At 55.0% G+C, this 21,092-nt stretch carries 17 protein-coding genes; 12 read left to right on the forward strand and 5 right to left on the reverse strand.

What is annotated here, in order from left to right:
* The first annotated feature begins 105 nt into the window (after positions 1-105).
* From JW799_RS11670 to JW799_RS11705, 8 genes are all read left to right on the forward strand, one after another.
* The gene (locus tag JW799_RS11670) at positions 106-2,337 is read left to right on the forward strand and encodes a peptidase domain-containing ABC transporter (RefSeq protein ID WP_080833325.1); all 2,232 of its coding nucleotides are present in this window, start codon (positions 106-108) and stop codon (positions 2,335-2,337) included.
* Complete coding sequence (locus JW799_RS11675; RefSeq protein ID WP_080833323.1) at positions 2,334-3,863, forward strand: beta-barrel domain-containing protein; 1,530 nt, start codon at positions 2,334-2,336, stop codon at positions 3,861-3,863. Before JW799_RS11670 ends, JW799_RS11675 begins: the two co-directional genes overlap by 4 nt.
* A 14-nt stretch (positions 3,864-3,877) precedes the next feature.
* The gene (locus JW799_RS11680) at positions 3,878-5,140 is read left to right on the forward strand and encodes a TolC family protein (protein WP_080833322.1); all 1,263 of its coding nucleotides are present in this window, start codon (positions 3,878-3,880) and stop codon (positions 5,138-5,140) included.
* A 104-nt stretch (positions 5,141-5,244) separates the two neighbouring features.
* Positions 5,245-6,441, forward strand: coding sequence for a copper amine oxidase N-terminal domain-containing protein (locus tag JW799_RS11685; RefSeq protein WP_205429926.1), 1,197 nt, complete (start codon positions 5,245-5,247; stop codon positions 6,439-6,441).
* A 113-nt stretch (positions 6,442-6,554) separates the two neighbouring features.
* Positions 6,555-7,589: a LytTR family transcriptional regulator DNA-binding domain-containing protein gene (locus tag JW799_RS11690; RefSeq protein ID WP_205429928.1), complete on the forward strand. Its 1,035-nt coding sequence runs from the start codon at positions 6,555-6,557 to the stop codon at positions 7,587-7,589.
* Between the two features lie 131 nt (positions 7,590-7,720).
* Complete coding sequence (locus JW799_RS11695; protein ID WP_205429930.1) at positions 7,721-8,569, forward strand: ABC transporter ATP-binding protein; 849 nt, start codon at positions 7,721-7,723, stop codon at positions 8,567-8,569.
* Positions 8,566-9,276, forward strand: coding sequence for an ABC transporter permease (locus JW799_RS11700; RefSeq protein WP_205429932.1), 711 nt, complete (start codon positions 8,566-8,568; stop codon positions 9,274-9,276). Before JW799_RS11695 ends, JW799_RS11700 begins: the two co-directional genes overlap by 4 nt.
* 92 nt (positions 9,277-9,368) lie before the next feature.
* Entirely contained in the window at positions 9,369-10,562 is a 1,194-nt protein-coding gene (locus JW799_RS11705) for a copper amine oxidase N-terminal domain-containing protein (RefSeq protein ID WP_205429934.1), read from the forward strand.
* A gap of 149 nt (positions 10,563-10,711) precedes the next feature.
* Here the strand turns inward: JW799_RS11705 and JW799_RS11710 are convergent, their stop codons facing one another.
* Positions 10,712-13,975: a DEAD/DEAH box helicase gene (locus tag JW799_RS11710; protein WP_205429936.1), complete on the reverse strand. Its 3,264-nt coding sequence runs from the start codon at positions 13,973-13,975 to the stop codon at positions 10,712-10,714.
* Between the two features lie 167 nt (positions 13,976-14,142).
* Here JW799_RS11710 and JW799_RS11715 point away from each other — a divergent pair, with 167 nt between their 5' ends.
* Entirely contained in the window at positions 14,143-14,505 is a 363-nt protein-coding gene (locus JW799_RS11715; RefSeq protein ID WP_080833310.1) for a response regulator, read from the forward strand.
* Between the two features lie 61 nt (positions 14,506-14,566).
* Here the strand turns inward: JW799_RS11715 and JW799_RS11720 are convergent, their stop codons facing one another.
* Complete coding sequence (locus JW799_RS11720) at positions 14,567-14,866, reverse strand: hypothetical protein (protein WP_080833308.1); 300 nt, start codon at positions 14,864-14,866, stop codon at positions 14,567-14,569.
* A gap of 194 nt (positions 14,867-15,060) precedes the next feature.
* Between JW799_RS11720 and JW799_RS11725 the strand changes: the two genes are divergently transcribed.
* Positions 15,061-16,857, forward strand: coding sequence for an LTA synthase family protein (locus tag JW799_RS11725; RefSeq protein WP_420830682.1), 1,797 nt, complete (start codon positions 15,061-15,063; stop codon positions 16,855-16,857).
* Between the two features lie 295 nt (positions 16,858-17,152).
* Here the strand turns inward: JW799_RS11725 and JW799_RS11730 are convergent, their stop codons facing one another.
* Genes JW799_RS11730 through JW799_RS11740 form a run of 3 tightly spaced genes read right to left on the reverse strand, consistent with a single transcriptional unit; the run spans position 17,153 to position 19,416 of the window.
* Positions 17,153-18,190 carry a PAS domain-containing sensor histidine kinase gene (locus tag JW799_RS11730; protein WP_080833801.1) on the reverse strand — a complete coding sequence of 346 codons (1,038 nt, stop codon included), beginning with the start codon at positions 18,188-18,190 and terminating at the stop codon, positions 17,153-17,155.
* Between the two features lie 55 nt (positions 18,191-18,245).
* Positions 18,246-18,908 (reverse strand): response regulator transcription factor, encoded by a 663-nt coding sequence (locus JW799_RS11735; protein WP_275901459.1) that lies wholly within the window; start codon positions 18,906-18,908, stop codon positions 18,246-18,248.
* 31 nt (positions 18,909-18,939) lie between these two features.
* Complete coding sequence (locus JW799_RS11740; RefSeq protein WP_080833302.1) at positions 18,940-19,416, reverse strand: GAF domain-containing protein; 477 nt, start codon at positions 19,414-19,416, stop codon at positions 18,940-18,942.
* A gap of 226 nt (positions 19,417-19,642) precedes the next feature.
* Here JW799_RS11740 and JW799_RS11745 point away from each other — a divergent pair, with 226 nt between their 5' ends.
* Both JW799_RS11745 and JW799_RS11750 read left to right on the forward strand, forming a co-directional pair.
* A complete protein-coding gene (locus JW799_RS11745) occupies positions 19,643-20,188 on the forward strand; it encodes a DoxX family membrane protein (protein WP_205429938.1) in 546 nt (181 codons plus the stop codon).
* Between the two features lie 226 nt (positions 20,189-20,414).
* Positions 20,415-20,843: a hypothetical protein gene (locus JW799_RS11750; RefSeq protein WP_205429940.1), complete on the forward strand. Its 429-nt coding sequence runs from the start codon at positions 20,415-20,417 to the stop codon at positions 20,841-20,843.
* The last annotated feature ends 249 nt before the right edge of the window (positions 20,844-21,092 follow it).

Raw genomic sequence — 21,092 nt, forward strand, 5'->3', positions numbered from 1 at the left:
ATAAAACAAAAAAAGTATTTTTAGCTTCTTCTATGCTGACCATACTCATGCTTATAACATCCTTAATCGTGTATCAATAATCAAAAACACAGGAAGTGTGTTTTAATGGCTTTTCACAAAAAGTATACCGTTATCAAACAGAATGATATAAAAGATTGCGGAGTCGCATGCATTGCCGTAGTAACGAAACAGTACGGACGACAAATTCATTTATCGCGAATCAGGGAAATCGCCGGCACCGACCTCCAAGGAACCAACGCCCTCGGCCTCATCAAGGCCGCCGAAAAACTCGGTTTTACAGCCAAGGGAGTCAAAGGCGACAAAGAGGCCTTCTTCAGTGATTTTCCCCTGCCTGCGATTGCCCATGTCGTCATCGACCAGTCGCTGCTGCATTATGTCGTCATACATAAGATTTCCAAGAAACAAGTGATAGTTGCCGATCCGGCCAAAGGCATTGTCAAATATCCCCCGGATGATTTCTTCAAGATCTGGACGGGGGTTCTTATATTGATGGTTCCGACTCCCCAGTTCAAGAAAGGAGACGAGACAAAGGGGCTTTTTTCGCGGTTCTTCGGCTTGCTCAAGCCGCAAAAAAAGCTGCTTGTCCATATTTTTTTCGCCTCCGTTCTTTTTACCGTGCTCGGGATACTCGGAGCGTTTTATTTCAAGTTTTTAATGGACGATATTCTCCCCTATGCACTGGAAAAAACCTTGCATATCGTCTCGATCGGCATTATCGCCCTTTATCTGTTTAAAATCATTCTGAACGCATTCCGGTCCCATCTCCTGCTTTATCTTAGCCAGAAGCTCGACTTAAGCCTCATTCTTGGCTATTACCAGCATGTACTCGGGCTTCCGATGAACTTTTTCAGTACTCGCAAGGTCGGCGAGATCATTTCGCGTCTGATGGATGCTTCCAAGGTGCGGGAAGCGATATCGGGCGCGACGCTGACGATGATGATCGATACGCTGATGGTTGTTGTCGGCGGGGCGATTCTGTATTCCCAAAGTCCGTTTCTGTTCGGGATTACGGCAGCGCTCGTTCCACTGTACGTCGCCATCGTCTGGGTATTCCATAAACCGTTCAAAACGGTCAACGAAAAGCAGATGGAAGAAAACGCGCAGCTTACTTCCTATATTGTCGAGTCTATCAACGGTATTGAAACCGTCAAAGCCTATAACGCCGAATGGCAGTCCGACTACGAGACGGAAAAGAAGTTTGTCCGACTTCTGCGTACGCTGTTCAAGTTCGGCTGGATCAATAATTTGCAAAGCTCCTTCAAAGGCTTTGTCGAGCTGGTTGGCGGCGTGGTCATTTTATGGATCGGATCCTATCAGGTTATGCAAGGGCAAATGAGTGTCGGTCAGCTCATTACATACAACGCTCTGCTCGCCTACTTCCTTCAACCGATACAGAATATTATTAATCTTCAGCCGATGATGCAGACGGCCGTAGTCGCTTCCAATCGTCTGGGCGAGATTTTGGACCTGGAGCTGGAGCGTTCCGCCGACGAGGACAAAAAGATTTTTCCAACAAGTCTTCGGGGCGACATCGAGTTTCGGAATGTCGATTTTCGCTACGGAACCCGGGCGCTAGTGCTTAAGAACATCAATCTGGATATCGCTCCGGGGGAAAAGGTTGCGTTTGTCGGCGAAAGCGGATCAGGCAAAACGACGCTCGTCAAGCTGCTTATGAACTTCTACCCTTACGAAAAAGGGGACATCGTCGTCAATCGTTACAATATCCAGGACATGAATATCGATGCTTTGCGAAGCAAGATTGCCTATATTCCGCAGGAAAACTTCTTTTTCAGCGGCACGATCAGGGAAAATCTGGTTCTGGGCTTGCGGGAAGAAATTCCGTTCGAGAAGGTAATCGAGGCGGCGGAAATGGCGAAGGCGCATGAATTCATTAACCGGCTTCCTCTTCGTTATCAAACGATGCTGGAAGAGAATGGAGCCAACTTGTCCGGGGGACAAAGGCAAAGGCTTGCGATTGCCAGAGCGCTTCTTAAAAATCCCGATATCCTTATTATGGACGAGGCCACAAGCAATCTCGATTCCACGACGGAGAAGGCGATTTCCGACACCATTCAAAATATCGGCCGGGAAGTAACCACGATCATTATCGCCCATCGTTTAAGCACGATTATGCGCTGCGATCGCATTTTTGTCATGGAGAACGGGGAGTTTATCGAGACCGGCACCCATCACGAATTGATGCTCCGCAAAGGGAAGTATTACGAGCTGTGGAAAGATCAGCTGCCCGAACATGAAGATCGGCGCGAGAATGCGGAGTCTGCCGGCGAATTGAGACAGGGGAAGGTTTACGCATGAGCGTGATTGTGAGAGATTTGAAGGACTTGTCCGACAGCAGGGAGCTTCTGGAAACGAAAGCGTCTCCCGTCATTCCGGTTTTTATTTATATTTTGATCGCTTTGCTGGCTGCAGCATTGATGTGGACTTACTTTGGGGAGAGAGATGTCGTGGTCAAAACGGCAGGCATCGTTCGGCCGAATTCGCAGATCAGCACGGTGAAAACGAAAGTGACCGGACAGGTCGCGTCGATCGGCTTCGATGCCGGGCAACGGGTTGAAAAAGGGCAAAGACTGATGTCGCTAAAGGCGGATGCGCTTGAACAGCAAAAGGAAATATACGCAGAGCAAATCAAGCAAAAGGAGGCGGACCTTCGGCAGCTTAGCTGGTTTAAGACGAGCGTTCAGTCCGGCAAAGATCAATTTCCCGAAGCTGCCCATGGATCGGAAATTTATGAACAGTTCAAAAAATATCTTCTCGATTACGAACAGTTGCAAAACGAGATTCAAAAATACGAAGCGGACGTTCGGAAACTGCAAGGCGAAAATCAGTACAACCTGCAGGTGACGCGTCAGCAAAAGACCGAATTGACTCAGGAACTTGAAGAAATGGGACTGCTGCTTCAGTCGGTTCGGGAAAATAAAAACTTGTTCAAGAGCGCCGGCGGAGTATATGTCGGTCAATACATTCAATACAACTATAAGATTAAACAACTGGAGGAGGTCGTGTCGGAGAAGCAAAACCAATACGAAACTTCAATGACGCTCGGAATCGACCTGGTCCCTGCTCGGCAAATCGAAAATGAATGGAAAGCTTTAGAGAGCGCCAAATTGGAATTGGAACGTTACCGAAACGAAACGATTACGGCACTGGAGACCGAAATTTACAATGCGGAGAAGAAGTTGGCGGATCTCGAAGCCGTATTGGCCAAAAAGGATTACGATTCCGAGGTAGCAAAGGCAGGGAAGCGGCAGCTTGAAGCGGCGGTCGGCAAGTTCGAGCAAGATAAGCTGGTGGAAATCGGAGCTTCGATTCAAGCCGTAGAAGACCAATTGCGAAACCTTCGAGATCAGGTCGAACAGACGGAACTCGGGGTGAACGACTATGTTATCGAAGCGCCGATAGGCGGAATCGTCAATGTTGTTTCGGAAGTTAACGAGGGGGACTTGGTTGCTTCCGGAACCGAGGTTTTAACGATCATTCCGGAGAACGATTCTCAATTTACGATTCGTCTTACTGTGCAAAATAAAGATATTGCCGATATTCGCGTCGGCGATCCGATCAAATATCACTTCCCTGCGCTTCCGTACAAGGAATACGGCGAGCTGGAAGGGACAATCACGAAGATCAGCACCGATGCAAGCTACAACCAGGCGGACGGTCAAAGTTACTATGCCGTCGAGGCGACGATCGAAAACAAGCCGTTATACAGCTATAAGGGCGAGGAAGCCTCCATTAAGGTCGGCATGATTTGTGAAGCGTACGTCGTAACGGAATCCCAGAAAATCTTGTATTTTCTGCTCGAGAAGCTGGATTTGCGAGAATAATAAAGGAGCTCCAAATGGTGAAAAACAGGATTCGTTTTTCCATTGTCATTTTGGTTTGCTTGGTTATTTCATTTGGCGCGACAAGCTACGCGGAAACCCCTTTCCTCGCTACGCCTCCCGTTAAAGTGACGCTTGATGAAGTCGTTGAGACCGGAATCAAGGGAAGCCGCAATTTGCAACTGCTGCGTTATACGGTTCAAATGCTGCAGTATCAGAAGATGGATGCCGAGGACGATATCAAAGAAATCGACCAGGCCGGAAACTTTTCGCTGTTGCCGACAGATCCGGGAACGATAGCGGCCGGTATGCCGAACGACGGAAGTCTGAGCGAGGAAGAATGGCTTCGAATCGTACTGACTCAGGTGCAGATTAATTCAACGCTTAATGAGATCATCAAGGCCCAAGGCGAACAAACGGCCAAGCAGCTGAGCGAACAAAGGAAGCAATTGCTTTCGCTGATCGACGAAATCGACATTCAAAAAGGGAAGACCAATCTGCAGCAGGAAGCCGAAACAGAGGCGATCGAGCTTTATTTGACAACTCTGTTTTATCAGATTGTGAGCGTGAAGGAACAACTCGCTTTTTCGAAAGAAGAGACTGCATACTTGAACAATGAATGGGTCAGGATCAGCCTCCTTAAGGAAAAAGGGCTGTCGGATCAAATGGCGGTCGATCGTGCGGCTGCTGCAGCAGACCAGAAGGAGCTGGAACTGCATTTGTTGCAAGCCCAATACGCGTCGTTGCTTGGGCAACTGGCCTTTCAAATGAATTGGGACTCTAGCGACGTAGAGCTGGTAGCCGAAGCGGAAGAGGAATTCCGGGAACTCTCCTTTCCGGCCGATTACCGCTCATGGTTGGTAAACTCTTATGCTTATCGGCTGGCCCAGGAGGATGTCAAATCGGCCGAATACGCGGAAAAGGCCGCAGCTTCGGAAAGCTTTCACACGCGGATGCAAAAAGAAGCGGAAAAAAATGCGGCCGTTCAAAAACGGGATCAGCTGTATCAGGAATTGTACCGCATATTGGTTGCCGCCCATATGGAAGCGGAGCAGTCTTATGCGAAGGGAAAGCAGTTATTAGAGCAGGAGAAAGCTGCGCGCAACGAAAATCTGTTGGCGGAAAAGAAATGGGATCTCGGGCTAATTTCCCAGACGGAGCGGGACAAAGCCGCGTTAAGTTATCATAAGGCTGTAATGCAGCGTAAACAAGCGGCAATCGATTATAAGCTTAAACTCATAGAAATTGAAGCGATGAAGCGGGGATATTTCGGTATTTAGTTCTACAAATTATGACAAATTTCTCGACAGGGCTGGTCTAAAATAGAAATGCACACACTTGCATATCCATTATTTCATCTAAAAGGAAGAAGGGAAGTGTCAGGTTGAAACGATTTTTGGCAACGATTGCATCAGCCGCGATGCTGTTTGCGTACGCGGGAACGGCCGGAGCGGCCGCGCAGCAAAAACCGATCCAGGTGCTGCTGAACGGCGAGCCCGTTCAATTTGCCGTGGCACCGGCCGCTATCGAAGGCAAGACGTTCGTCGAATTCCGTTCGCTGTTCGTGGCGCTGGGGTACGAGGTGGCTTATGACGCCGGGATCAAAAAAATCACGGCAACGTCGAGCGGCCGGACCATCGAAATGACGGTCGGCGCGGATGCCGCGTTCGTAGACGGCAGCGCCGTTCCGATCGATAACCAGCTCCGAATTGAAAAAGGCCGCACGCTCGTTGGCGTCCGGTTTATCGCGACGCTGTCCGGCAAGGATGTCGCTTGGGACGCAGCCGCGAAAACGGTCGTCATCGTCGACGGCGGGCCGACGGCCGAGCAGGAGGCCGCGGTGTTCGCTTTGCTGGACAAGATGCAGGCCGCCGAAGAGGCATGGGATTACGACGCGACGATCGCGCTTTTTTCGGACGATTCTCCGTTAAGGGAAGACTATAGCGAGGAACTTGCGGCAACGTGGGATCGGCTTCGAACGAAGACGACCATTTTGGAGAAAAAGATCGTGTCCTATTCGGCGGAGGAGACGGTGCTTGAAACCGCGGAGGAGAACGTTAAAACAGGAGGAACGGGCTTTTCGCCCGACGCTCGGGTAAATTACGTCTATACGCTGCGCCCCGCGGCGAACGGAGAGTGGAGAATTTACAATCTCCAGGTCGTTAACTTCGTCGCAACGAACGTTCCGGAGCTGTTCGAGCAAGCCGCCGACGTCCCGGCAGAGGAAGCGACGGCGTTGAGGGCGGTTCTGGATCGGCAAATTCAGGCCCTCCAGGAAGAAAACCTGGACGATTACCTGGCTACGATGCATTTGGACGATGCCGGAATGAAAGAGGCGGCGTCGGCCCAAATCCGGCAGCTGTTCGACACCTCCGATTCCAAAATGACGATCGAAAAGTTTGTGGTCGCCGACTACTACGATACGAACAGAGCGACAATCCTGTTCGAAGCGGTTACCGAGGTTCAAGTGGCCGGACAGACCGTTAAAGTCCGTTCGGTCATGGCCAACGACGCCGAAAAAAGAGACGGAACATGGCTGCTCGATCCGGTTGCGATCCCGCTGGAAAACGAGCAGCTGTAATCGAACGCGTTCATGCGACGGCAGGGGGAAGCTCCTGCCGTTTTTCGTGTTGTATAATAGACAAGTCCAACCGAACATACGAAATTGGAACAACGGACAGATTGGGTGATGTCGTGAATTTGCTCGAAATCCGCGGATTGGAGAGTTTTGCGGAGCATACGCTTGTATTTCCCGCGTTTCAACTGGAAGTGGGGCCGCACGATGTGACGGCGTTGTATACGAGCATGAACGTGCGCCATGCGCTGCTGGCGAATCTGGCGGGCAAGCTGCCCGTTTCGAGCGGAGAGATCCGGGTAAACGGGGAGACCTGCGCCGGCAATCGAAAGCGGTATTTTTCGCAAATCGGCTTTTTATTTTTAAACGAGGGGCTTTACGAACGGCTCACGGTAAAGGAATACTTTTTTTTCTGCAAAAAATTGTACGGGTCCGCTTTGGACGTCGAGGACACGATCCGTTCGACAAAGCTGGAGACGAAGGCCAGGACGCGTATTTCGCAATTGAACCCGTCGGAGAAAAGAAGGGTTCAATTTGCCCGGATCCTGTTGCAGGACCCGAGCCTATTCGTGTTCGAGGAGCCGGATCAAAACGTCGACAACGAAACGAGGCTCGTGCTCCAAAGAATCGTCGCCAGGCTGCGCGAACTCGGCAAGGGCGTTCTCGTGCTGACCGGCAGCATGGAAACCGCCCTCGGCATGACGGACAAGGTATACCGTCTCGACGAAAAAGGGCTGAAAGCATTTGACATTCAAGAAAGGCGGGAGGCCGAGGCGGACGTTCCGGAGGAAGAACTGTCCGTTCAGCAGCTCGTGCGGTTCGAGAAAATCCCGGCCCGGATGAACGAGAAAATGATCCTGTTCAACCCGCCGGAGATCGATTACATCGAAAGCAACGAGGGCCAGACCCATCTTTATATCGACGGAGAAGCGTATCCGTCGACGTTCAAAATCAACGAGCTGGAGGACCGGTTGCGGACGTACGGATTTTTTCGCTGCCACCGCTCCTACATCGTCAATCTGCAAAAGGTAAGAGAGGTCGTCACGTTCACCCGCAACAGCTACAGTCTCGTGTTGGACGATCGGGTGAAGTCGTCGGTTCCTCTGTCCAAGACGAAAATGGCGGAATTAAAAGAAATGATGGGCCTTAAATAAGCTCCGTTCGCGGCCGGAAATGCTCCGTTCGCGCCCGGGGACGCTCCTTTGGACGGGATGATGATGCGCCCCGGCCCGATCTGCTCTAGGATAAGGGCATAGCGAAGTCATATGCGGAGGTTGAAAGCGCGATGGAAAATATTATCGAAGTGACGGCGTTGGAAAAATCGTTTTCCGGTTCCCGGGCTTTAACGAATGTATCCTTTAGCGTACGGAAGGGAGAAATTTTCGGTTTTTTGGGACCGAGCGGGTCGGGAAAAACGACGACCATCAAAATCCTGACGGCTCAGCTGAAGCCTACCTCGGGGACCGCCTATGTGTTCGGAGCGAGCGCGGACCGGCTGCGGGAAGCCCGATACCGCAAAAAAATCGGCATCATTACGGATAACACGGCTTTATACGCCCGATTGTCCGTCTACGACAATTTGAAGCTGTATTGCGATTTGTACGATGTGCCCTTTAGCCGAATCGGCGAAGTTCTGGCGATGGTGAACATGGAAGGCGAGAGCAAGAAAACCGTCTCCAAGCTGTCCAAAGGGATGCTCCAAAGAATCGTATTGGCGCGCGCCCTTCTGCACGAGCCCGAGCTGTTGTTCCTCGACGAGCCGACATCCGCGCTCGATCCGGTAAACACGAAGCATATTTACGAGGGCTTGAATCGGTTAAAAGAGCGGGGAACGACGATCTTTTTGACGACGCACGATATGAACGAAGCCGAAACGCTGTGCGATCGGGTCGCTTTTTTGAACAACGGAGAGATACAATTGCTGGGTTCCCCGCAAAAGCTGCGCCGGCAGCGCGGAGACGCGACGTTGACCGTCGAGCTTACCGACGGGTCCACCGTCATCGTGCCGAAGGGGCCGGAAGGGGCTCGGGAATTGTTCGAATACATGAGCGCCGATCGGATTGCGTCGGTCCAAACGAATTTTCCGACGCTTGGCGATATTTTCGTAGAAGTAACCGGGAGGAAGCTGGCATGACGTTATCGATGAAGCGGGTTTTCGCGATTTTGCAAAAAGACTACAAAGACATGTCCCGCAATTTGTACGTCTCGACGACGCTGTTGATGCCGATCGTGCTGTCGGTCATTTACGGCCGGATGGGCGCAGGGAGCATCGATACCTACTACTTGGTTTTCAACATGACGTTCGTCCTGGTAACCGCGTATGTGCAAGCGTCGCTGATCGCGGAAGAGAAAGAAAAGAACACGCTGCGCGGGCTCATGCTGTCGCCTGCCAGCACGCTCGAGATTTTTTGCGGCAAAAACTTGCTGAGCTTTCTGGCGACCGTCCTGATCGTGACGGTTTGCATGGCGCTGCAGGAGTACAATCCGCAAAATATGCCGGCCGTAATCGCCGCCTTGTTTTTGTCCGTCCTCTTTTATTTGGGCCTCGGGACGTTGATCGGGCTGTTTACGAAATCGGTGATGGAAGCTTCGGTCGCGGTTTTGCCGTTTTTCGCGATTTTCAGCTTCGGCTCCTATGTCACCCTGTTCATCGAGCAGTATCCGTTTCTGTCCGTATTGGAGGCGCTGCCGAATTTGCAGCTGCTCGAATTGGCAAAACGGGTGGAAGCGGGCGCGGGATTCGCCGATACGGCGGGCCATCTGGGCATCATCCTCGCATGGGCGGTCGCCATTCATATTTTGGCCGCATTCGTCTACAAGAAACGCATGGTCGACGAATAAAAACGAGAAAAGACTTAACTTCTGCCGCTATTTTCCGATATGATGAGGTGGTATAGGAAAAATACCCAAATCGGGAGACGGGAAGTGCTCTATTGAAACGCTTCGTTGGATTGGCCGTGACCGCAATGCTCTTATTCGCCTCCATGGGGACGGCGTCCGCCGCGAGCGGGCAGCCGGAGATCAAAGTTCTGCTTAACGGAGAGCCGCTTCGATTCAACCAAAATCCGGTCGCGATGGACGGACGGACGTTCGTCGAATTCCGGACTTTGTTCGAAGCGTTCGGCTATGAAGTTTTCTATGAAAATGCCACGAAAAAAATTACGGCGGAATCCGACAGCCGTTACATCGAAATGACGATCGGGGCGGATATCGCGTTCGTGAACGGCACGGCCGTCGAGGTCAACAAGCAGTTGACGACGCTTAACGGCCGCACGCTCGTCGGCGTGAAGTTTTTGGCGGACCTGTCCGGCAAAGAAGTGAGCTGGGAATCCGCGGCCAAAACGGTCGTCATCGTCGACGGCGGGCCGACGGCCGAGCAGCAGCAGGCTCTGTTCGGCGTGCTGGATCAGGTGCTCGCGGCGGAAGAAGCCTCGGACGCCGATGCGCTGATGGCGCTGTTTCACGACGAGTCCGAGATCAAGGATGCCATGGATGCCGCCATTCGCGAGCAGTTCTCGACAGCGAAGACGAAAACGACGATCGAAGACCGATATGTCGGCTATTATACCGACGAGGAAGCGCTCGTCGTCACGCTGGAGAAGTCCGTCAAAGTCAGCGGCGGCTTTTTCCTCGACAACGAGAGCGAAGTCGAATATACGCTCCGGCCGGATGCGAGCGGCCAGTGGAAAATTTACGACATTTACGTTCCTTACACCGACTACACGAACCTGGATCGCTTGTTCGATCAAGCCGTAACGGTGCCGGATGCGGACAAGGCGGCGATCGAAGCCGTGTTGAGCGCGCAGATGAAGGCGGCTTCCGAGGGCGACACGGAAGCTTACGTGGCGACGATGCATTTCGAGGACGAAACGCTGAAGGCGGATGCTTCGGCGGCGATCGAGGAGCTGTTTGCCTCCTATTCGACCAAAGCGACGGTGGAACAGCAAGCGATTGTCGAATACAACGGAGCGGACCGGGCGACGCTCGCGTTCGTCATGGTTTCGGAAGTGACGATGGAGGACCTTTCGTACACCGTTCGCTCGACGATGCTTAACGACGCGGTGAAGGTGGACGGAAAATGGCTGCTGGAGCCTTACACGTCGGAGCTCGCCAGCGAAGAGCTGTGATCGGAACGTGATCGCGGCCGGGCGCGGCTACTCGGCTGCGAAACGGGGCCGCAACTAGAAATAGGACTGTTTTGAGCGGGAGCTCTGCCGCAGAGGGCAGAATTCGCCGCCGGAACAGTCCTTTTCTACTTTTCCGTAAGCTGTTCCGGCTAGATCATCAGGAGCTCGCGGATTTCCTGCTCGGTGATCGCCGACAGCGCCTCTTCTCCCGGCTGGATCACTTCGGCGATCAAATCTTTTTTCCGCTGCTGAAGCTCCACGATTTTTTCCTCGATCGTACCCTGGGCGACAAGCCGGATCACCTGCACGACCTTTTTTTGCCCGATCCGGTGCGCGCGATCCGCCGCTTGCTGCTCGACGGCCGGGTTCCACCACAAATCGTACAAAATGACGGTGTCCGCGCCGGTCAAATTCAACCCCGTGCCTCCGGCGCGCAGGGAGATCAGGAACAGATCGTGCTCGCCTTCGTTGAATCTTCTGCACAGCTCGACGCGGTCTTTCGCGGGCGTTTGCCCGTCGAGATAAAAGCAAGGCAGGCCCCGGAGCTCGAGCTCCTCCCGGATCAGGCCGAGCATGGAGGTGAACTGGGAGAAAATGAGCAGCCGCTTGCCGGCGGCCAGCGCTTCCTCCACGATGTCGAGCAGCTGTTCCAGCTTGCCGGAGTCGCCTTCGTAGTTTTCCACGAACAGGGAGGGGTGGCAGCACAGCTGGCGCAGCCTCGTCAGTCCGGCCAGTATTTTCATCCGGCTCTTTTGAAAGCCCTCCGTCCGCAAATGGTCGATCGTCTCCGCCTGAAGCTTCGCCAAATACGCGACGTACAGCTTCTTCTGCTCGTCGGTGAGCTCGGACAGCTGCAGGGTTTCGATTTTGTCCGGCAGTTCTTTCAGCACGTCGGTTTTGAGCCGGCGCAAAATGAACGGGCGCACCCGCTTCGCGACCGCTTCCCGGGACAGCTCCGCAAACCGGCTGCGGCTGCCGAACAGCTCGGGAAACACCGCGTCGCAAAGCGACCACAGCTCGTCGAGCGAGTTTTCGATCGGCGTTCCGGTCAGGGCGAAGCGATGCGCCGCCCGAATGATCTTGACCGCCTGGAACGTCTGGGTGGCGTGGTTTTTGAGCGCCTGCGCCTCGTCGAGAAACAGCGCGTGGAACCGCTGTCCCGCGTACAGCTCCATATCCCGGCGGAGCAGCGGATAGGACGTAATGAGCACGTCGACGCTGCCCAGGTCCTCCAGCGCCCCGCTCCGCTCCTGCTTGGCGCCGGCGGCCATCCGGACGTTCAAATCCGGGGCAAAGCGCGCGATTTCGTTGCGCCAGTTGTAAATGAGCGAAGCCGGAGAGACGATCAGCGCGGGCAAGCCCGCTTCGCGAATCCGCTCCAGGTTGGATTCGATAAACGCGATCGCCTGCAGCGTCTTGCCGAGGCCCATGTCATCGGCGAGGATGCCGCCGAAATGGTAGCTGGCCAGCGTTTTCATCCATTGAAAGCCGAATTTCTGGTAATCCCGCAAAATCGGGGCGAGCCGTTCCGGCACGGCAAAATCCAGATTGTCTGGATTTCGCATATTGTCCAGCAGCTGCCGGAAGGCGCGCCCGAGCTTGACGTTCGCCGTCCGCGGCCCCTCTTCCATCAGCGCCAGTCCCCGCACGGCGGACAGGTCGAGGCGCGAGCTTTTGATGTCGTTTTTGCGGATGCCCATTTCGTCCATGAGGCGGGCGATTTCGAGAAACCCTTCGTCCTCGAGCGACAGAAACGCCCCGCCCGGCAGCCGGTAGTACGATTTTTTTTCAACGAGCGTTTTCAAAATGAGACCGATCTCCCGCTCGTCGATGCCTTCCATATCGAACCGGACTTCCAGCCACTGCGTGCGGGGGTCCATGTCGATCGTCATCCGCGGCGGAGGCGGGGGCTCTCGCAGCATGGCGTCCATGGGGCCTGTGGCCGTCACTTCGGCCAGCTTCTCCAGTTGGGGCAGCAGCCGGTATTGAAACCGGTAGACGCTTTCTTCGTCGTCCAGGTACAGCTCGCTTCCGTTGTATTTGAAGGCGGCCCGTTCGATCAGGCTCATAATGCGCCCTTCGGCTTCCACGTCGCGCATCAAAATGCGTTCCGAGTCGCCGGCTCTGCCTTTTCCCGGTTGCATCGGATCGATTTCAATGTCGTCATACTTATACGTCAGCCTGGCGAGCAGCCTTCCGTTCAGCCAGTCGAGCCCGATTCTGGCCTGCAGTTTCGGGCTCACGATCCGATCGGCGATCGCCTGGGCGATCGTCACCTCCCCGATTCGGCGAAGACCGGGGATGACCCGGTCCATGAAAGGCTCCATCTGCTCCGGGGGAATAAGCATATGCTTGCCGGGCTTGTACGCGAACAAGCGCTTCACTTCCTCCAGCCGCCGCATGGACGACTCTTCCATCCGGTGGAGAATGCCGTCCGCGACGACGACCCCGTAGCTGTCCATGACGAGCGTCCGGTCGAGACCGCGGATATCGAGCTGAAACCCTTCGGCCGGCGCCTGATTCAGCTCGAATTGCAGCGGCGGCGGTTCGTCGGTGACGACGATCCGGTCGACCTCGCGCATGCCGTGCGCGAAGCGGACGTTCGCCGCCTCGAACAAGGGAAGCAGTTCTTCCCATGCATAGGGCGGAACGATCATGTAGCGTTCGTGCTGAAAGCCGAAGCCTCCGTAGCTGCTGCGAAACGCCTCCCGGTACGCCTCCTCGCTGCGCCCGATATCGATCAGGCGGCGAACGATCGCCTCGTCCCCGGGCTTGAACGCATGCGCCGTCGGGTCGTAGGTAAACAGCTTGGCGAACGCGACCGGCAGCTGCTGATCGACCTTCTGCAGGAAATCCTTGATTTTTTGCACGACGTAGAGGCGTTTCGGTCCGACCTTCATCTCGATCGCGAACAAAGGCGAGCGGCTGTGCTCGTTCACGGGCGAGCAGATAAATTCCGTTTCCAGAAACTGCGCCTGTACGCCGGGAGCCTCGTCATGGAACGGAGCGTTCGAGACGGGGCCGTCGAAAAGGGAAATCATGTTTTTGGCAAATTGGATATCCCGGCTCGTGAACGCCGGCGCCGGCGGCTGGGTAAACGGCACGGTGCCCGTCTGCCGATCGGGCTTCGGCTGCGATTCGTAAAGGTGGACAAGGACGGCCGCAATATGTTTGCAATAGTATTGATTGTGGTAAGCGGGACAAGTGCAGCGGGCGTCCTGAACGCCGGAGTCGTCCATGACGATCCGCTGGTCGTATTCCTCTTCGCCGACGACGACGGCGCGAACCGTCCGTTTCCCCTCGTCGATTTCGACTTTGGTCACGCGGTGCTGCTCGTAGTATTTCCGCCCGCGCTCGTACGAAATGGAACCGCACAGCAGCTTGATTTGTTGAAGCGATAGGGAATGGATCATCTTCTTTTCCTTCCGCTTATTGTTAATATTTCATTATACCACACGGGGGCGGGATAAACGATTGTACTTGCGCGACCGGGACTTTCGATCTATCGAAACGACACCATCGATCATGTATGATGGGTATAATGTCGCAATAAAATCGAACTCGTGCTGGAGGAAGAGCCATGGCCCGAATCCTGATCGCCGACGATTCGGCGGTGATGCGAGCTACGCTGAAGAGCATTTTGACGAAAGCCGGACACGCGATTGCCGCGGAAGCCTTCAACGGCCGGGAGGCCGTGGAGATGTACGAGCGCTTCCGGCCGGATCTGGTGACGATGGACGTCATGATGCCGGAAATGGACGGAATCGCGGCGATTCGTCACATTTGCGAATTCGATCCGCGGGCTCGAATCGTCGTTCTGTCGACGATGGAGCGCCAGGAGACGATCGCGGAGGCGATTCGGGCGGGAGCGAAGGAATTCATCACCAAGCCGTTTATCGAACAGCGGGTCGTTCATATCGTCGGCCATGTGCTGGGCAGATGAACCGAAGGGCCGATCGGCCGGTTCTCGAACCGGCGATCGGCCCTTCTTTTTGCCTCGGCCTTTATTGTTCCTTGAGCGGAACGAGGTGCGTAAGCTGCGGCGAGACGATCACTTTAATGACGTGATGCGCTTTGTCGTATTCGACTTTGCCGGAGCCGGCCGACGAAGCGGGAGAGGAGCCGAGCACGTAAAACAGGTCGTCCGCGAGCGTGCGCAGGCAGACGTCCCGCTCCGGCTGCTCCAGTTCCTCCCACTCGCCCTTCGTCATTTCGAACGTTTCGTAACAATCGGGAATGGCGGTCAGCGCCTTGGATAAATCGTCCAAAATTTTGTCGTATTCCCGCGTATACCGGATCGCCACCGAGACCACATCCTTTCGTAAGTTTCATTATAGCGAATGCCAGGTGTTGCATAAACTTTATTTACGGATGACAAATCCGCTATAATGGGTACTTGAAGCAAGACGCACGGATAGAAAAATAGGGGATGATGCATGTGGCGGCTTGGCCTCGTATCGCGCGAATCTTATCCAAACCGTTTGTTTTCTTTACGATAATGATGGCGCTCAAAATTTATTTGGCCCGCTTCGTCATCTTCGACGGAGGGCATGTCTGGATGCCGCTTGCGACCGGCATTCCGTCCGTCTGGGTCGCGTTCTGCCTTGTAGAACTGCTGTTTTACAAGCGCAAGCTCGGCGCTTATTTAACGGTTAATCTGATTTTGACCTCCGTCTATTTTGCGGTCATCATGTATTACAAATATTTCGGCGTCATCGTCACCTACCATGCTTTGCAGCAGGTCGGACAGGTTACGGAAGTGAAAAGCAGCGTGTTCTCGCTGCTGCATCCTTACTTTCTGCTTATCTACGTCGATATCGTCGTCCTGTTTATTTTACTGCTTTCCAGTCGCAAGGTTCGGGCCTGGGGGAGAAGCCTTGCCGTACGGGAACCGAGGGCCGTATCGGCTTCCGTCGGCGCGCTTTCGATCGTGATGTGCGCGGCCAGCATTTATCCGTACAAGGACGGAATGAACGAAATTTTGCAAGCTCAAAAAATGGGAATCCTCAACTATGAAGCTTATGTCGCGTTCGGGGCTTCGAAGGACGAGCCGGTCGATACGAGCGAAGTGACGCAGGAGCGGATTCGCGAGATCAAGGGCATCGAGGATAAAGCCGAACCGGCCTATTGGGAAGCGGCCAAAGGCAAAAACGTCATCATTATCCAGCTGGAAGCGTTCCAGAACTTCCTGATCGGCATGGAAGTGGACGGCAAGGAAGTGACGCCGAACCTGAACAAGCTGGCTTCCGAAAGCTTTTATTTCCCGCATTTTTACCAGCAGGTCGGGCAAGGCAACACCTCGGATGCGGAATTCGTCGTGAACACGTCGTTCTTTATTCCTCCTCACGGCGCCGCTTCCCAGGTGTACGCGGACAAGGAACTGCCGAGCATGCCGAAGACGCTGGCGGAGCACGGCTACGACACCGCCACTTTCCATACGAACGACGTCTCGTTCTGGAACCGCGAAGAGCTTTATCAGGCGCTCGGCTTCGGCCAATATTACGACACCGCTTTTTTCGGCGAGGAAGATTTCGTCATGTTCGGAGCTTCCGACGAAGTGCTGTACGAGAAAACGGCCGGCGTGCTGGAAACGATGCGGCAAAGCGGCAAACCGTTTTACGCCCAGGTGATCTCGATGTCCGCCCATCATCCGTTCAATCTGCCGGAACGCAAAATCCGGATGGAGCTGCCGGAAAAGTACGACGATACGCTGGTCGGCCATTATATCGGCGCGCAAAATTACGCGGACCTCGCCCTCGGCCAATTTATCGAACGGCTGAAAAGCAGCGGCATTTGGGACGAGAGTCTCGTTATCATCTATGGTGACCACCAGGGATTGCCGGTATACTCGCTGACCAAAGAAGAGAAAAGCCTTATGAAAGAAATCTACGGCCGGGATTACGAGTCTCCGGACATGTTGAACATCCCGCTTATTCTCAAGCTGCCCGGCCAAACCGAAGGCCAGGTGCTCGAGCAAACGGGCGGGCAATCCGATCTGTTTCCGACGATCGCGAATTTGGCCGGCATTTCGCTGGACGATCATATCCACTTCGGTCAGGATATCCTGAACGAAACGGAAAACGTGCTGCCGCAAAGGTATTACCTGCCGTCGGGTTCGTTCGTGAACGACGGGGCGGTATTCGTCCCCGGCCTCGGGTTCGAGGACGGCGTCGTCTACCCGTTCTCCGGCGGCGAGGCCGCGGAAGGCGACGTAACCGAGGAACAGTACGAAAACGCGCTGGAGCTGATCAGCATGTCCGACAGCTACGTGGAGTCTCTCCCCGAACGAAACTGACGAAAAACGCCCGAAAATTGGTCGACCCCCGCCAGGCTAAGCCCAGCGGGGGTCATTCGTTTAAGCGCAACCGCGCGATGTTTCCTGAAACTCACTTGCACGAAAACAACGAAAGCCCTGCCTCTCAATCGTTCTTGCGGTTCCTTGACCGCTCCAGCGAGAATTCGTGTTCCTTTCCCAGCAGCCATTGTATTAAAGGAATGTGAAAGAGAACGGAGGCGATATCCCTTTAGAGGAAAAATCAGAGGGTCACACTTAAATCACTAATGAATTATACTTCATCTGGATAACTATGTCAAGGGTTCTCCACATTTTTTGGCAAAATTACCGAAACGACCGTTCCTTGGTCCGGGGCGGAGCGGACGCTCGCCTGGCCTCCGACGCCGCGTGCCCGCTCTTCCATACTGAACAGTCCGACCCCCTGGCTTTCCGGCATCGGGACGAAGCCGACGCCCCGATCCTCGACGCGCGCATAGACATGCGTTTCCGACTCCCAGACGTCGACCGTTGCCTCCGCAACCCCCGCGTACTTGCCGATGTTGGTGAGCGCCTCCTGAACGATCCGGTAAAGCGCGGTTTCCGTCTGGCGGTCCATGCGGCCCGCCAGCTTGCAGGTCAAGCGGACGCGAATGCCGTAATGCTGGGAAAACATCTCCGAGTAGCTCCGCAGGGCGGGAGCGACCCCGAGATCGTCCAGCACGGACGGCCGCAGCTCCCAGGCGAGCTCCCGCACCTCCTCCATGATGCCGGTGACGTCCCGGCGAAGCTGGGCAAGCTCCGGCGCATGCCCGGGCTGGGCGAGCAGCCGGTCGAGGTGGATCGCCAGGCCGAACAGGCTTTGGCCGATGCCGTCGTGCAGCTCGCGGGAAAACCGCTTGCGCTCCTCTTCCTGGATGCGCATGACGCGCGTCATCATCCGCTGCAGCTCCTGTTCCGCCTTCTTCAGCGGGGTGACCTCGTTGCGGATCGCCAAATATTGATAAGGCTTTCCCGATTCGTCCACGAACGGCACGATCGTCGTGTACACCCAATAGTAGCTGCCGTCCTTTGCCCTGTTGCGAATTTCGCCCCGCCACACCTCGCCGGATTGAATGGTCCGCCATAATTCGCGCATGAACGATTTTCCGTGGTAGCCGGAATTGATGATCCGGTGATCGCTCCCGAGCAGCTCTTCGCGGCTGTACTTGGAAATTTCGCAAAACTTCCCGTTCACATAGCGGATAATCCCTTTGCGGTCGGTCATCGCCACGATCGACGATTCGTCCAGCGCAAGCTTCAGATGGTTGAATTGCTGGAGCATCTGCTTAAGCTCGCTCCGAAATTCGGCGGTCATCGGAAACCCGGGATCGTCGAGGCTCGAGACCAGTTCGTCGACGCGTTTGGCTTCTTCAGGCGTCAAAGTTCAGCAACCCCTTTTTGAGCGCGTATTTGACCAGATCGGGCCGCGTCTTGAGACCGAGCTTTTCCATGACGTGGGCTTTGTGGGTTTCGACCGTTTTGACGCTGATGATGAGGTGCTCGGCAATATCCTTGTTGGAATAGCCCTTGGCGATCCAGCCGAGCACTTCCTTCTCGCGTTCCGAAAGCAGATCGTAGGCGTCCGCGCTTTCGCCGCGGCGGATCCGCTCCATATATTCGTTCATGAGCCGCTTCGTGGCGGTCGGGTACAAGTAGGCGTTGCCCTCGGAAACCGATTGAATCGCGGCCAGCAGTTCTTCGTGGGGGGCGCTTTTCAAAATGTAGCCCGATGCCCCGGCATGAATCGAGCGAAATAAATACTCGTCGTCATCGTGCATCGTCAAAATGAGCACGGCAATGTCGGGCATCAGCTTTTTCAGTTCGCCCGTCGCGGTCAAGCCGTCTTTGCCGTGCGGCATGCTTAGGTCCATCAGCACCACGTCCGGCGAAAGCTCCCGGGCCAACCGGATCGCCTCGTCTCCGTCCGCGGCGTCGCCTGCCACTTCGATGCCGGGCTTGCTCTCGAGCAGCATCCGCAAGCCCGAACGGACGACAGCGTGGTCGTCGACGAGCAAAATGCGTACGTTGTCCAAGCCGTTTCCCCCTCTCGTTCTCTCTATCTTATCAGGAGATTTCCCCGAAATGAACCTTGCCCCCTTCCGAATCGTACTCTCCCAACTGCCCGAGCCACTTGGCCGACATCTGGAGCACCGTTAGATTTTCCGGCGTGAAGCAGCGAACGGACCGAAACCCGGCCAGGAGCACGCCTTTTAATTGTCCATGGACGTTGACGGGCAAACCGGCCGCGGTCTGAAGCTTCTCGAGCAGCATGAACGGGGACTGTTCCTTCATCCGCGAGGCGCTCGGATTGCAGGGGTCCAATACGAGCGGCCGGCCGATTCTCGGAACGGTTCCCTCCAGCCCCCGTCCGATCCGAATGGAAAGCATGCGGTATCTGTCGTCGCCGCAGCCCGATGCGATGGCCCAGTCCAGCCGGCGTTCCCGGTCCTGCATCCATGCCAATGCCGCAACGTCGGCCGACAGGAGCTCGCGCAATAGATGAAGCTCTTTTTCCATCAGCTCGCGCACCTTTTCAACCATCCTTTCTCACCTAGCCTCGCTTTTCCGGTCGTCATCCTCTCATTAATTGTATTCTTTCTTGCGGGGGCTGTAAGTCGGGGAATTCCCCTAATTTGCGGTAAGGGAAGCGCAGCTGCCGTTCTTAGGAAAAAATCAGGGCCCGCCTCCGTCAGGATCGGGAATTCTCCCGATGGGGGACGGCGCGAAGAAGAGCTATGATGAAGACATCAGAAGGGAGAGGATTCAAATGGCAAACTGGATGAGAACAAACCGGATCGCCGCCGCGCTGCTCGTCGTCGTGAGGTTTTATCTCGGGTGGAAGTGGATCGAGGCGGGGTGGCACAAGATCGTGGACGGCTTCAGCGCCGCCGGCTTCCTGAATAAAGCGATCGAAACGCCGGTGCTCGCGACCGGCACGGAAAATGCGATGTACCCGAATTTTGTGGCCTTCCTCAAGCATTTCGCGCTTCCGAACGTTGAACTGATCAACGTGCTCATTCCCTGGGGAGAGTTTCTGGTCGGCCTGGGCCTCATACTGGGGGGCTTGACGGTTACCGCCGCCTTCTTCGGAATGATGATGAACTTCATGTTCCTGCTGGCCGGCACCGTATCGAGCAATCCGTGGCTGATTCTGTTCGGCATCGTCGTCCTGCTCGCCGGCAACAACGCGGGCAAGTTCGGACTCGACTACTACCTGCTGCCCTTGATTAAACGCGCCTACCGCCACATCGTCAAACGCAAGCACCCGACCGATCCGGCCGCGCCGGTCAATCGCCAAGGGGTTGCCGGATGACCGGGAAAGCGGACGAGGTTCCCGCAGGAGGGTCTCGGCGCACCGCTGACAAACGGAGGCTACAAAGCGGACGAAGTTTCCGCACGCGGGCCTCGGCCTCGCGTCGCAGCGAAAGCTGCAGCGCGAAGCCGGGGTTATTTTTTTGGGCGGACGACAAGCTTCGCGACGATCGGCGGAACGAAAGTTTTACAATGAGGGGGAGTCACGTAACCGGGAGGCGCTGCGAATGAACCGTTTTTCCGTTGTGCTGCGAAGTTTAAGGATGTGGCTGCTTTCTTTTCCCGTTGTCCGGCTCGCGCTGCCGCTTCACCTGCATTTATTGTTCGGCGGGCTTGGCGTGCTGTTTTTGGAAAAATTCCTGATCGAGATTTTGCCTTATTCGGTCTACGACACGCTGAATTTTTTGTTTTACACGATCCCCTTGTCTGTTATCGCTTATTACGGTTTTTTCGCCGGAGTGTGGCTGACGCTCGTGTCCGAACGCATCGACCGGCTGCCTTACGGATTGTGGGGGTACGCCTTCGTCATCCTGTTCCCGTTCCAGCACTTGACCCTCCATGCGATTGTCGGCGCCGTCATTTACGGCCTGCTCGGCTTGGGAATGCATCGATACGCGAAATTCGCTTCGGCGGAGCGGAAAACGGGGAAGATTTAGCCCGGAAGAGCGGGCGGCCTTTATCTTGCCGCCTCCGCACGCGTGAAATGGATCCAGATGAGTCGTGGCGACTCATCTCGACCCGCCATGCGCATACAGCCGCCCGCAGTTGGGTAAAAATTACCCATTTTGCCGCTTCCGCCTGCGCGCCTTCGATTCAAATGAGTCGTAGGGACTCATCTGAGCCCTCCATGCGCATACGGCCGCCCGCAGTTGGATAAAAATTACCCAACTTGCCGCTTCCGCCTG

Source organism: Cohnella algarum (genome assembly GCF_016937515.1).
Taxonomy (GTDB): domain Bacteria; phylum Bacillota; class Bacilli; order Paenibacillales; family Paenibacillaceae; genus Cohnella; species Cohnella algarum.